This window comes from Methylobacterium haplocladii (assembly GCF_007992175.1).
Lineage (GTDB): Bacteria > Pseudomonadota > Alphaproteobacteria > Rhizobiales > Beijerinckiaceae > Methylobacterium > Methylobacterium haplocladii.
Map to the genome: position 1 here is coordinate 41149 of NZ_BJZT01000010.1, position 13671 is coordinate 54819.

Genomic DNA, 13671 nt, shown 5'->3' on the forward strand with positions numbered 1-13671 from the left:
GCGCTGCGCCGGCCCCTTTTGCATTTTGGCTGCGGTTCAACACCTTACCGCCCGCCGAGGGGCACGGCCGTCGCGAGGGGGCCCTTCTGGGCTGAAGGGAAGCCGACCTTGCAGCGCTGGCCGCCCGGCAGCTTGAAATCCGGGTTCGGCAGTTCCAGGCGCACGCCGAAGGTGCCGCTCGCGGCGTCGAAGACGTGGTCCACGACCGTGACCTTGGCCTCGTAGGTGCCGCCGATCGGCTGGTCGAGCTCGACCGTCGTCGCCATCCCCAGGCTGATCTCCTTCCAGCGCGAGACCGGCAGATACGCCTCGACATAGAGCGGATCGAGCTGGACGAGGGTGAAGATCGCGCTGTCCTGGCGCACGAATTCGCCCGCGGACATCAGGCGCTCGGTCACGATGCCCCGGATCGGGCTGCGGATCATGCGCAGTTCGAGTTGGGCCTCGGCGCGCATCAGCTCGATCCCCGCGAGCTTGCGCTTGAGGATCTCGGTCTGCAGGTCGCGCCGGCCGATCTCGTAATCGGCCTCGACCTGATCGAGGCGCTCCTGGGTGACGATGCCCTTGGAGAGCCGGCTCTGGCGGTCGAGGCGCCGCTTGTAGAGTTCGACGCGGGTCTCCTGGGCCTCGATGGTGGCCACGGATTCGGCCTGCGCCCGCGAGAGGGCGACGTTCGCCTCCTCGACGCTTGAATCGAGCCGCGCGATGACGTCGCCGGCATTGACGGTGGTGCCGCGGTTCACGGGCACGCTCTTGAGGATGCCGAGCGTGGCGCTGCCGATCTTCAGCTTCTGCGCGGGCTCGACCACGCAATCGACGCGGGTCTCCTGCGCCGCGGCGACGCCGGCCGGCGCCGCCAACCATGCTCCCAGGAGCGAGAGGGCGATGAGCTGCGTGCGGCGTAGGGGCCGAGACGTCATCACGGGGTCCTCATTCGGCGGCGTCTCATTCGGAATGTCCGGCGAAGGCCAGGATGCGATCCTGCATCTGATCGGATCGCAGAAGGTCGGCGCGCATGCGCGCGTGCAGGCGCTCGGTCCGGAACTGGGCGAAGCGGAGCAGGCGGCAGCCGAAGGCCTGGCCCCGCTCGGGACCGAGCAGGGCCATGATGCGCCGGGCCAGACCGCTCTTGACGAAGCCCCCCGCAAGCAGCGGGTCGTCGAGGGAGAGGATCGCCTGGAAGCAGCCCGGCTCGCCCTGGCGGCCGCTGCGGCCGGCGAGCTGGTCGTCGATCCGGCGCGCATCCTGGCGTTCGACCATGATGACGTGCAGGCCGCCGCGTTCGGCGACCCCCGGGCCGAGTTTGATGTCGGTGCCGCGCCCGGCCATGTTCGTCGCCACCGTGATGCGGCCCTGCTGGCCGGCTTCGGAGACGATCGAGGCTTCGGCGTTGTCCTGGGCGGCGCTCAGCACCGTGTGCGGCAGACCGGCCTGGGTCAGGTTGGCGCTCGCCCGGGCCGAGGCTGCCACCGAGCGCGTGCCGACGAGGACCGGGCATCCCCGCGCGTGCAACTCGGCGATGCGCTGGGTCACCCGCTTCCATTTCGCCGCCTCGTCGGGGAGCATCTCGTCGGGGAGATGCTTGCGCTTGAGCGGCCGATGGGTCGGAATCCGCACCACGGGCAGCCGGTAGACCGTCCAGAACTCGGCGGCGACGCCGCGCGTGGTGCCGGTCATGCCGGAGAGGCGGGCATAGCGCCGGAAGAAGCGCTGGTAGGTCATGCGGGCGAGGGTCGTGCGGGCGCTCGACAGCGCGCAGCCCTCCTTGTGCTCGACCATCTGATGCAGGCCGTCGCTCCAGGTCCGGTCCGGCATGACACGGCCGGTATTGGCGTCGACGATCACGATCTTGCCGTCGCGCAGGATGTAGTGCTCGTCCCGGTGGAACAGGTGCAGCGCGGACAGCGCCTGACGCACCAGCCCCTCGCGGGTGACCCGGCCGCGCCACGCCTGCCCGTCGCCCGAGACCAGCTCGGCGATCTGCGCGCGGCCGGCCTCGGTGAGGACGACCCGGTGCTCGGAGGCTTCGATCAGGTAGTCGCGCGGGCTCAGCAGCGCCTTGGCGATCTCCATCGCCCGCGACAGCACGTCGTCGGCGAATTGCGAGCCGGCCTGCGCCGAGATGATCAGCGGCGTGCGGGCCTCGTCGATCAGCACGCTGTCGGCCTCGTCCACGATCGCGAAGTACAGGCCGCGCAGGCGCAGCTGCCCGAGCCGGCTCACCGCGGCGTAGAGGCTCTCCAGCTTCAGCCGGACGTCGCTCGCCCGCTGGCCGAGGGCAATGCGGTCGCGCAGGTAGTCGAAGGCGAGATCCTTGTTGGTGCAGTAGGTGATGTTGCAGGAATAGGCCTGCGCCCGCTCGGCCAACTCCTGCTTCTCCTTGATGACGCCGACGGTCAGGCCCAGCGCCGCGTAGAGCGGACGCATCAGCTCGGCGTCGCGCTCGGCGAGGTAGTCGTTGACGGTGACGACGTGGACGGGAAGTCCGGCCAGCGCCGCGGCGCCCGCGGCGAGCGTCGCCGTCAGGGTCTTGCCCTCCCCTGTCGCCATCTGGGCGATGCGTCCGTCGAGCAGGGCGGCGGCGCCCATCATCTGCACGCCGTAATGGCGCTGGCCGCTGACCCGGCCGGAGACCTCGCGGATCAGGGCGAAGGCGTCGGCGATGTCGGCATCGCGAAAGGCCGTGCGACCGCGCAAGATGCCGGCGAGACCGCGCACCCGCGCGTCGAGTGCGGCGTCGGACAGCGCCGCGATCCCTTGCGCCTGCGCCAGTGCGTTCTTCGCGATGCGCCCGTACCGCCGCGCGCTCACCCCCGCGAGGCCGGCGCGCACCAGCCCGACGACCTGGGCCACGGCCTGGTCGAGACGATCGGGCTTGAGGGGCTTGCGCTCGGTATAGGCCCGGGCCTGCGGCAGCCGGTAAGCGGCCTCGGCCTGTGGGACCAGCGAGGGGGCGAGGAGCGGCTCAGACACGGAACTGGCTCAGGAAGACCTGACGGAGGCTGCGGAGCGCCCGCCACGCCACCGGCTCCGCCCCGTGATCGAAGCGGACATAGACGCGCTCGCCGAGCACGTTGAACGGCAGGCCGCCGGCGAGCTGTACGTCGAAGACGAAGATGCTCTGCAGCGCGATCGGCTTCTGCGGGTTGCTCGCGTCGACGGCGATGGTGCCGCCGCCCTGCGTGGCAAGGGCGAGGCTCGGGATCTCCTGCTGGGCGCCCGGCACCTCTCGGCGGATCGCGCCGACGCGGACCTCCTCGGGCCGTTCGGCCAGACGCGCGGCAACGGCTTGGGTGCGGTTGCGGATCAGGTCGACGTCCGTCTGCGGCACCACCACGCGAACCACGGGATCGTCGGCGGTCAGCACGTAGCCGATGCGCTCGCCGCGGCGCAGGTAGCGCCCGGGGAGGTCGACGGCGCCCGGAACGATCAGGCGCCCGGAATGCTCGGCGCGCACCGTGAGCCCGGCCTGACGCTCGCTGTAGACGCGCAGGATCTCCTGGGTGCTGGCGATCTGCTCCTGGAGGATCTGGGCCTGGACGCGGTCGCCGAGCCGCGCCGCGTCATAGCGCAGGCGCAGCTCGGCGAGCTGCGCCTGCAGGACCGCGACGCGGCTGTCGAGGCTCGGATCCTCGAGCTGGGCCAGAGCCTCGCCGGCCTGCGCGTCCCGGCCCGGCTGGACCAGGAGGTTCGTCAGGATCCCGTCGGTGCGGGTGCGGATCTGCGTGTCGTCGGGCACCCAGACGACGCCCTGCGCCATCGTCGTGTAGGGCAGCGGGATCACGAACAGCATCGCGAACACCGCGAGCGCCGCGGTCCCCGTGACGGTCATCGCCAGCCGGCGGCGCCCGTTCAGCTTCGGGTCCGACAGGATGAACTTGATGCCCTTCACGAGCGGGGTCACGACGATGCCGAAGAGCGCCAGCAGCGCGAGCAGCACGCCGAAGACGAAGTACTGGGTCGCGATGAAGCTCGCGATCGCGATCGAGACGGTGGTGCGGTAGACGAACGCGCTCACCGCGTAGAACAGCATCCACGGCCGCTCGCCCTGGGCCGTGACCGGGCTCTTCGTCCCCTCGACCTTCAGGGCGTAGCGCTCGATCAGGTAGAACACGTAGCGGTTCGCCCGCGAGCCGAGATTGGGGATCTCGATCAGGTCGGCGAAGATGTAATATCCGTCGAAGCGCAGCAGCGGGTTGCCGTTGAACAGCAGCGTCGAGATGCTGCCGATCACCATCACGTTGAAGGCCGCCGCCCGCACCAGGCCCGGCTCGGCCAGCGCCCAGACGATGGCGGCGGCCCCCGCCAGAAACAGCTCGACGAAGATGCCGGCCGCGGCCACCATCATCCGCTGCCACTTGCTGGGGAAGGCGGCGGAGCTCGACGCGTCGACATAGGGCGCCGGAAACAGGACGAGCAGCATCATCCCGACTTCGTGGACCTCCCCGCCCCAGGCCTTCGTGGCGCAGGCGTGTCCGGTCTCGTGCAGAGCCTTGATGACGGGGTAGAGGCACAGCATCAGCGCGACGTTCTGCGCCGAGAGCATCTGGTTCGCGACGTCGCCCGTCAGCTCGCCCCAGTGCAGGGCCGCGACGACGAGGCCGGCGACGACGACCGCGAGCCAGACCGCGAGTCCCCAGAGCGAGAAGATCGGCCGGTAGAACGGCGCGAGGCGGTCGAGGAGGGCGTCGGGATCGAACAGCGCGAAGCGCAGCGCCAGCGGGTTCTTGACCCGGGCCATCAGGGTGCGCCGGGCCGTCGATTCCGAGCGTTCGGCGAGTTCGGCGAGGTCGGGCGGCAGGTCGCCCTGGAGCAGGTCCGAGCCGTGGAGCTGCGAGATCAGGCGGATCGTGTCGTCCTGGGTCGGCGGGTCGTCCTCATTGCGGCGTGCGGCCCGCTCCCAGATGTCCTGCAGGGTGCGGCGCCCGTCCATCAGGCAGAGGATGAGGTTGGCCGAAGGCGAGAGGCGGTGGAAGCGCCCGGTCTGGTGGTCCTGCAGGACGTACCAGATCTCGCCGCGGAAGCTCTGGCGATGGATCTCGGCGTGGCGGCGTAGGCGCGGGCGGAGCGCCGCGACCCGGTACCAGGATTGGCTGAACAGCGACTGGGACATGCCTCACGTCCTCACGGCCACCAGTGCCAGAGGCTCAGGCGCAGCCAGTCGACGATCGGCCGCGCCCAGACCCAGACGAGGAGGCGCCGGTCCACATCGACTTTGGCGATGCCCTCCATGCCCGGCCGCAGCCGGGTCGCGCCGTCGGTGATCCGGCCCTCGACGCGGAACAGGTTACGGCCGTTCTTGGCCTCGGCCACCGGGGTGATCGTCTGCACAGTGAGCGCCTGCGGCTGGTCGGGCAGGGAGGTGGCGAGCACGTGCCCGGTCTGGCCCTCGCTCAGGTCGGCGATGAGACGCTCGTCGACGCTGAGCACGACCCGGTAGCTGTCCAGCGGCGCGATCTCGAACAGGACCTGACCGCGGCTGACCGCCCCGCCGATCGCCTGGGAGAGGTCGCCCGAGACGATCAGGCCGTCGAAGGGCGCGTGGAACTTCGAGCGCGACAGCTGCTCGTCGAGGAGGCGGATCTGCGCGTCCGCCTGATCGATCTGGCTCTTGACCACGTTGATCGTGGCCGGCTGGCGGGTGGCGAGCGCCTTGTCGTATTCGTAGGTGCGCTGCTGGCGCTCGGTCACCCAGCGCAGGCGCTCCAGGGCGAGGTCCCGATCTTCGAGCGCGGCGAGGAGATCGCCCTTGCGGACCGTGTCGCCGGCCCGGTGCTCGGCCGTCTTCAGGTAGCCGTCATACGAAGCCACCACGGAGCGCCGGACCAGCCCCTCGATCCGGGCGTCGGCGGTCACGCGATAGTCGATCTTGATCGCCGACAGGGCGAGGATGGCCGCGAGGACGCCAGCGATGCCGAGCTTGAGCCCGGTCCGGTTCGGACCGACGACGAGCCGCATGCCGTCCATGACCGACTCGGCCGCCTTGGCGGCGAGCCAGCGGTCGTTCTGGCGCTTCTCTTCGAGGACCGGGCCGATCGCCGCCGCACAGGCGTTGATCTGTTCGATCGTGTCGAGGCTGAAGGGCTGGTCGGCCGGCCGCTCCAGCGTGAGCGCGCCGACGAAGCGGTCGTCGACCAGCATCGGCACGGTGAGCACGCGGCCGCCGTACTGCAGGCGCGCCAGATCCTCGTGCGCCGTGGTGACGTAGACGTCTCCCTCGGGGGCGGGGAACAGGATCAGGCTGCGCTGGTCGATCGCCTCGTTCATGCAGGCGCCGAGCCGGCGCACGAGGTTCATCTCGCGGCCGAACTGGGCGGAGTGGGAGATCGCCTTGATCCGGGCGGTGCCGCGCCGCATGAACCCGATCGCGGCACGCTGGCAGCCGAAGGCGATCGCGAGGTCGGTCACGGCGGCGGTGCAGGCGGCGGAGAAGCGCGACTGCTCCAGGACACCGGCGAGCAGTCCGAGGACCGACGACGAGCGGGCCAGGGTCTTCTGGTTGCCGCGTCCGATCAGTTCGGCCTGCTTGGCGACGAGCCAGGCGCTGCCCCACTGGATCTGGCGGATCGCGCCGCGCAGCTCGTCCTTGTCGCGGCCCTCGATCGCGAAGGCCGTCACCGCGAAGCGCTCGCCGTCCAGCGCGACCGGCAGCGCGATCCAGGCGCCGGAGCCGCCGTCCTCCATGGCCTGCACGACGGGCCGGTTCTCGCGAAGCGCGGCCTCGGCCGTCTCGCGCAGGCCGACCTCGCACTCGGTCTGGATCGGATACACCGCGATGGGCGCGAGGCCGACCGAGGTCCCCGGGATCAGCACGCTGGCACGCGGCGCTCCCAGCATCGGCGCCTGGAGCATGAGCCACGCTTCGGCCGCCGCCTGAAGGGTCTGGGCGGTCTGGAGAACCTGCCAGAGCGCCGGCTCGACCAGGGGCAGGCGCGCGGCCGGCCCGGCCGTCGACGCAATCTCCGCCGCCAAACGCTCGCTCATCGCCCCTCGACCCCCTTCGTGACGACGTTCTGCTTCCGGATTTAGGCGTCGAGATCGAGGCGGCCGTGACGGTTCTCGTATTCGGTCAGGACGCCGCCGAGGACCGAGTGGAGGCGCTTGGCGGCCAGCGGCGTGAGGATGATGCGGTTCGACAGGTCGACGACGACGTTCGCCGTCTCCGCAAGATTCCAGGTCCGGTTCGTTCCGAAGAACAGATCCACCTGTTCGCGGGTCCCCTGAACGTTCACGACGTTGGCGAACTGGGTCGCCATGTCGGTCTCGCGCCACTCGATGGCCCGCACCTGATCCGCCGCGCCTGCCTTGGCCTCGTTGCTCTCGCTCACGACTCTTTCCCCCTGGCGCTATACGTTCGGACTCAGATCCGCGCCGGCCGATACGGGCTGCAGGGCGCGAACGACCGAAGTCCTCGACAAGACGTTTCACGAATAAAGCCGCCATCGGAATGGCGGCTTGCCTCGGACCCCTAGCACATCCACGTTGCCTTGCCTGTCGGCGAGACAGCACAGTAGGAGCTCATGCACGCTCTGTGCGATTCGATCACGAATGGATTGTGGCAGGGGTGGTGGTCTCCAAGGATTTTGCGTTGATCCAGCGTCTCAGAATTCGCGTTCCGTCGCGAAGGCCATGCCCGCGACCGCGCTCCTGTGCGAGCGGTCTCTCCGCACGCTGATGCCGGCCGCTGGGGTCGGCGGATCGACCGACGAGATGTCAGAACCGCACGTGGACCAGGCCAATTTTCCCCGGGTCGACCGCTTCCTCGAAAGCGAAGTCGTCGCCCACGCCCTGACCTTCGCGTTCGAGAGAGGTCTGATCGACCGTCTCGACCGGCAGGCGACGGTCCCCGCCGATCCGCTGGCCGCCGGGCTTCGTCTCGATCGCGCGCGGTTCGACTGCCTCGCCGGACTTCTCGTCGGGGGCGGCATCGTGGAGGAGCCCGGTCCCGGCCTGCTGGCGCTCACCCCGGCTTTTCGCGCCGTGCTGCCGTACCGCGACCTGATCGCGGCGAAGCTCGGCTTCGCCGCGGCGGCCGCCGAGGACCTGCGCCGCTGCTTTCCCGCCTTCATCGCGGATCTTCCGGCCTTCATGGCGGCCTCACGCACCTTCGAACTGTTCCGCTACGACCGCTGCTTCGAGGTCACCCCGGACAACCTGGCCGCCACCCGGCGCTGGGTTTCGTACACGACCTGCCTGACGCGCTACGAGGCCGGCCCCTGCCTCGAGCGGATCGACCTCGCGGGTCACCGGCGCCTGCTCGATCTCGGCGGCAACAGCGGCGAGTTCGCCGCGCAGGCCTGCCGGCGCGCTACGGGGCTCTCCGCCACGGTGTTCGACCTGCCGGTGGTCTGCGCCCTCGGCCGCGAGAACCTGTCGGGACGGCCGGAAGCCGCGCGGGTGAGGTTCCAGCCGGGGGACATGCGGCGCGATCCCCTGCCCGAAGGGCATGATCTCGTCACCTTCAAGTCGGTGCTGCACGATTGGCCGCCGGAGGAAGCCTGCGCTCTCCTCGCCCGCGCCGCGCAGGCGCTGGCGCCGGGGGGACGCCTCGTCGTCTACGAACGCACGCCCGTGCCGCTCCGCGACCGCCCGGCCGGCTACGTCCAGGCCGCCGACCTCGTCTTCCAGCCGTTTTTCCGCGAGGCCGGCCTCTACACCGAAATTCTACGAGCGCAGGGCTTTCCCGAGATCGCCGTCGACCGCATCCGGCTCGAGACGCCGTTCCACCTGATCGTGGCCCGCAAGCCGGGGGGCGAATCGTGAGCGCGAGGCCGGCGCTGGTCGTGGCCGTCGCGGGGCCGCCGGGAAGCGGAAAGACGACGCTGTCCCGCGCCCTGGCGGAACGGCTCGGCGCGCCCGTGCTCTCCTACGATGCCTACGAGGAAATCACCGGCTGGCCGCCGGAGCGTGTCTCGGCCTGGATGGCGCGCGGCGCGCCCCTCGACGAGATCCCGGTGCCGGGCCTCGCCGCCGACCTTGCGCGGCTCCGGAACGGCGAGCCGGTTCGGGACCGCGAAGGCGGCCGCATGCTGCGCCTGAACGGGACGGTCGCCGGCCGCCCCGTCATCGTGTTCGACACCCTGCTCGGCCGCGCCCATGCCGGGACCGGGCCGCTCATCGACCACCTGATCTGGCTCGACCTGCCCCTCGACGTGGCGCTCGCGCGCAAGCTCCGCAGCTTCACCGGAGAGGCGCGCCGCGACCCGTCGGGAGCCCCCGGCTTGCTGCACGCCCTCGACGCCTATCTCTGCCGCTACGACGCCCTGCTCCACCCGACCTACCTGCTTCAGCGCGACCGGGTGCGGCCGGGGGCCGACAAGATCCTCGGCCTCGGGACGCTGGCCGACCACCTCGCGGAAGCCCTCGGTGCCCTGACAGCGCTCGTGGCGCCGGCCGCCTCGCCTTCGGAGCCGCATTGATGCTGGGACCATCGCGCACCGCGCCGCCGCGCCTCGTGATCGCCGGCGGCGGCCTCGCGGCCTGGACCGCCGCCGCCTACCTGCGGCGCATGCTGCGGCGGGTCGGCTGGACGGTGACGGTGGTCGGGCCGGTTCCGCCGGCCGGGCCGCCCATCGGCCTGGCGACGCGCCCCATCCTGACCCGCTTCCTGCGCGGCCTCGGCATCGACGAGGCGATCTTCATGCGCCGCTGCGCGGCGACCTATCGGGTCGCCAGCCGCTTCGACGACTGGTTCGAGGTGGGGCAGGGCCACTGGCATCCGTTCGGACCCTGCGGCCCGCGCGTGAACGGGCGCGACCTGTTCCATTATTGGCTCAAGCACCGCCACGAGGGCGGCTCGGGAGGAGCCTACGCCGACTATTCGCCCCAGGCGCTGATGGCTGCGACGGGACGTGGTCCGCGGCCCGAGACGGGCATATCCTCGACCGTCGAAGCCGGCAGCTACGGCTATCATCTCGACCGCACCGCCCTGATTCGCTTCCTGCGCGAGATCGCGCTCTCGGAAGGCGTTCGGGCCGTGCCCGCACGTGTACTCGGGGCGAGCCGCGACTTCTCCGGCAACATCCGCGCCCTCGATCTCGAAGGCGGCGGCAGCGTCGAGGGCGATGTCTTCCTCGATTGCACCGGCGCGGCGGCCCTGCTGATCGGCGGGACGCTCGGCGAAGCCTGGATCGCGGGCGATGCTGCCTGCAACAGCCTCGTCAGCCTGTCTCTGCCGCCCGCGCGGGATCCTTCGCCCTTCACGACCTACGTGGGGCGGCCCGAGGGCTGGACCGTGTCCCTGTCGCTCGCCGGCCGCACCGAGGCCATGCTGGCCTATGACGGCAACGCGACCACGCCGGAGGCTGCGCATGCGGCCCTGACGGCGGCGATCGGCCCGGGAGAGAGCATCGTCCATCGCAGCCTGCGCAGCGGCCGCCGCAATCCCTGGCTGCGCAACGTCGTCGCCCTCGGCGCGGCGGCCCGCGCCGTCGAGCCGCTGGCGGGCTTCGGCCTCGATCTCGACCTCGTAGCCCTCGAAGCCTTCGTCGAGCACCTGCCGCGCGGGGAGGGGGCGGAAATCCTGCGCCGGTCCTACATCGCCCGGATGAACCGCCTGCACGACGACGCGCTCGAGGCGCTGGCCGCGCATTACGTGCTCGGCCGCCGGCCCGAGCCGCTCTGGGCTGCCGCCCGCGCCGCCATGCTTCCCGAGGGGCTCGCCGACCGTCTCGACCTCTACGAAGTCGCCGGCCATGTCGTGCCGCGCGAGGACGCGGTCTTCGGCGAGACCGACTACTACCTGCTCTTCACCGGGGCCGACTTCCTGCCGCGCCGGGCCTTCGCCCCGGTCGACGTCGCGGATGGGCGCGCACTCGGCGGCTACCTCGCCGAGATCCGGGCACGCGCCGCGCAGGTCGCCGAGGCGATGGCGCCGCATGGCCGTCTCCTCGAACCGTTGCATGGGACCGTACCGGCCCCCGAGCCGACCGCCCGCGTGGCGCCGGCGGCCGCCGGCACCGCCTCCGGGCCGGCGAGCCTGCGCCGGACGCCGGACGGCGCGCGGCTGGCCGACCTCGTCGCCGGCCTCGGCCAGCCCTACGGCTACGAGCGCTCGGTCAAGGCGACGCCGGCCGGGCTCCAGGTCGAGCGCTTCCTGGTGAGCCTGCACTGCACGAGCCTCGGACCGCAGCCCGGGCAGACGCTGGACACGCTCGCGGCCAAGCTCGGCCTGCCGGAGCGGGAGCGCACCGAGGCCGCCGGCCTGATCGGCGAGGCCGACGTGCTGCATCTCGGCTACGAGGAGGGTCCTTCCGGCGCCCTCTACAAGCTCTACGTCGAATGGTCGGTCCGCTCCGATGCGGCCTGGCGCCAGGACGAGACCGAGGGCGAGCCGCTCCTCGTCCACCGCGCCTACAAGTGGAGCCCGCGCGACGCGGCGCCTCCGGTCGTGACGCTCTACCATTGGCCGCGCGTGCGCGAGCCCGACGCGATCGAGGCCCGGCTGAAGCGGATGGGCGCGGATTGGGGCGGGGCGGGCTCGGGCGTGGTCGGCCTCGCCCGCACCCTGCTCTGGCTGGCGCAGGATCAGGGGCGGGGCGCCGTCCATTATCTCGAAGCTCGCGAGGAGCCGGGGCCGCGCCTGTCGTATGACCTCAACCTCTATGCCTGCGGCCTCGCCGTGGCCGACGCCGAGGCGCTGCTCGCGGCGGCCTTCGCCGATCTCGGCATCGCCCCCCAGGCGGTCGCGACGGTCCTGGCCGAGCGCCGCGACGAGGCCCTGGGGCACGTCGCCGGCGGCGTCGGGCGCGACGGACAGCCCTTCCTTACCGTCTATTCCGGCATGGCGGGCTCATGACCCGCCTCGACCCGGCACGCCTCGAATTCGCCGCGCCGGGCGACCGCTACGCCGATTACTGCCTGTGGGACTACGAACCCCTCGGCCCCACGGCCGGCCGCCTGCGCCAGTCCACCCTCCTCTGGCACTCCCTGGCTGCGGCGGGCGCACACCCGCGTCTCTTCGCGATCTGCGACGCGCTGCGGGCCGGCCTCGGTCCCGGCCACAGCGTCTGGGGCGCCAAGCTCCGCGGCGGCGTCACGACCTGGGAGTTCTACTTCTACGACTATGCCCGGCTCGAGCGCAGCGTCTCGATCGAGCGCGTGCTCGCGATCCTCGCGCCCTTCGCCCCCTGCGGCCTGCATTATGCCGGCGCGCGCCCCTACTTCATGTTCTCGCTGGACCTCGACGACGCCCTGGCGCGCGGCGAGCGCGGCCTCGACCGGCTCAACGTCTATCTCGGCAATCCCGGCAGCAGCGTCTCCTCCGGCTTGTGCTACGGCCTCACCGCCCAGGGCCTCGTCCTCGACAACCTCTACAGCTTCTTCGAGACGGCGACCGAGCGCGAGGCCATCGTGGCCAAGGCCGCCTGCTCGGCGCATCTCGACCTGCCGGGCCTCGACCTCGACGCGATCCTCTGGCCCGAGCTGATGCGCTGCGGTGTCGTCGTCGTCGCCAACAAGCGCTTCTGCGACGGCGTCTACTTCTCACGGATCGACGTCGACGGATTGCTGTATTTCCTCGACCGGCTCGCCTATCCGGCGGCGATCCGCGACTTCGTGCGTGCGGAGCGCCGGCGCCTGTCGCATCTGCTCTTCGATCTCGGAATCGACTATGCCGTTGTCGACGGAAAGCTGACGGTCACGAAGAGTGCCTATTACGGCCTTCTTTGAGACCTTCCGGCCGCGATATCGGTAGCGTCGCCCGGCTCCCGGCGAGCGCCGCGCAAAACATCTTCGCAGCGAAAGACGTCATGGGACGCTACGACCACGCAGCCTACGTCTCCCTGACGATGGAATTCCGCTGCAATCTCAAATGCGTCCACTGCATGATCGAGGGGACGATGGACCGGCTCGCGCCGGAATCGGATGCTCATTTCGAGGAACTGCTGGCCCGCAACGCGCGGGAGAAGCGCTGGATCGGGCTGATCCTCACGGGCTCGGAGATCACCCTGCGGCGCGACCTGCCGGATCTGGCGCGCCGGGCGCGGGCGAGCGGCTTCCGGCACGTCCGCATCCAGACCCACGGCATGCATCTCGGTCAGGCGAGCTATTGCCGCCGCCTCGTCGAGGCCGGTGTCGACGAGTTCTTCGTCTCGATCGCCGGCAGCGACGCCGCGACCCACGATGCGCTGACCCTGGTGCCGGGATCGTTCGAGCGGGCGCTGCGGGGCCTCGAGACGCTCGATGCGATGGAGGGCGTGGCGACGCTCACCAACACCGTCGTGACGGAGCGGAGTTACCGTCTCCTGCCAGACCTCGTCGATCGCCTGAGCCATCTCCGGCGCCTCACCCAGATGGAGTTCTGGGTCTATTTCCCGATGTCCGAGCGGGACGAGAAGGGTCTCGTCCCGCGCCACGGCGACGTGCTGCCGTACCTGCGAGAGGCCATTTCCCGCGCCCGTGCGCAGGGACGCGCGGTCGAGGTCAAGAACTTTCCGGAATGCCTGCTCGGCGACCTCGGCGACGCCCTCGTCAACGGCCAGCCGGAGCTGCACATCGATCCGGATTTCTGGACGGAATTCGCACGCAACGGCTTCTACCAATGCGTGCATCGGGACGCCTGCGCCTCCCGCGAATGCCTCGGGCTCAACACGGCCTACATCGAAAAATTCGGCCTCGAAGCCGACCTGCTGAGTCCCATCTCCCGCCGCTGGCAGCGAACGTCCGCCTGAA

Annotated in this window: 10 protein-coding genes; 5 read left to right on the forward strand and 5 right to left on the reverse strand. The window is 70.8% G+C overall.

Features of this window, described 5'->3' with window-relative positions; all coding sequences use genetic code 11:
* Positions 1–44: 44 nt before the first annotated feature.
* From MHA02_RS06025 to MHA02_RS06045, 5 genes are read right to left on the reverse strand one after another with little or no spacing between them, the layout of a single operon-like run.
* Positions 45–920 (reverse strand): efflux RND transporter periplasmic adaptor subunit, encoded by an 876-nt coding sequence (locus MHA02_RS06025; protein WP_147077569.1) that lies wholly within the window; start codon positions 918–920, stop codon positions 45–47.
* Positions 921–945: 25 nt separating this feature from the next.
* On the reverse strand, positions 946–2973 hold the full coding sequence (locus tag MHA02_RS06030) for a preprotein translocase subunit SecA (protein WP_238180372.1): 2028 nt from the start codon (positions 2971–2973) through the stop codon (positions 946–948).
* The gene (locus MHA02_RS06035) at positions 2966–5113 is read right to left on the reverse strand and encodes a PqqD family peptide modification chaperone (RefSeq protein WP_147077571.1); all 2148 of its coding nucleotides are present in this window, start codon (positions 5111–5113) and stop codon (positions 2966–2968) included. Before MHA02_RS06035 ends, MHA02_RS06030 begins: the two co-directional genes overlap by 8 nt.
* An 11-nt stretch (positions 5114–5124) precedes the next feature.
* Positions 5125–6984, reverse strand: a complete 1860-nt coding sequence (locus MHA02_RS06040; RefSeq protein ID WP_147077573.1) for an efflux RND transporter periplasmic adaptor subunit — start codon at positions 6982–6984, stop codon at positions 5125–5127.
* 41 nt (positions 6985–7025) lie between these two features.
* Complete coding sequence (locus MHA02_RS06045) at positions 7026–7328, reverse strand: DUF3467 domain-containing protein (RefSeq protein ID WP_147077575.1); 303 nt, start codon at positions 7326–7328, stop codon at positions 7026–7028.
* A gap of 382 nt (positions 7329–7710) precedes the next feature.
* On the opposite strand from MHA02_RS06045, the gene MHA02_RS06050 reads away from it, so the two are divergent.
* The 5 genes from MHA02_RS06050 to MHA02_RS06070 all read left to right on the forward strand — a co-directional run bounded on the left by MHA02_RS06050 (position 7711) and on the right by MHA02_RS06070 (position 13670).
* Positions 7711–8763, forward strand: a complete 1053-nt coding sequence (locus tag MHA02_RS06050; protein WP_147077577.1) for a methyltransferase — start codon at positions 7711–7713, stop codon at positions 8761–8763.
* Positions 8760–9419, forward strand: a complete 660-nt coding sequence (locus MHA02_RS06055; RefSeq protein ID WP_238180371.1) for an AAA family ATPase — start codon at positions 8760–8762, stop codon at positions 9417–9419. The genes MHA02_RS06050 and MHA02_RS06055 overlap by 4 nt, the downstream gene beginning before the upstream one ends.
* Complete coding sequence (locus tag MHA02_RS06060) at positions 9419–11797, forward strand: tryptophan 7-halogenase (protein ID WP_147077579.1); 2379 nt, start codon at positions 9419–9421, stop codon at positions 11795–11797. The genes MHA02_RS06055 and MHA02_RS06060 overlap by 1 nt, the downstream gene beginning before the upstream one ends.
* Entirely contained in the window at positions 11794–12669 is an 876-nt protein-coding gene (locus MHA02_RS06065; protein ID WP_147077581.1) for a hypothetical protein, read from the forward strand. The genes MHA02_RS06060 and MHA02_RS06065 overlap by 4 nt, the downstream gene beginning before the upstream one ends.
* An 80-nt stretch (positions 12670–12749) precedes the next feature.
* A complete protein-coding gene (locus tag MHA02_RS06070; protein ID WP_147077583.1) occupies positions 12750–13670 on the forward strand; it encodes a radical SAM protein in 921 nt (306 codons plus the stop codon).
* The last annotated feature ends 1 nt before the right edge of the window (position 13671 follow it).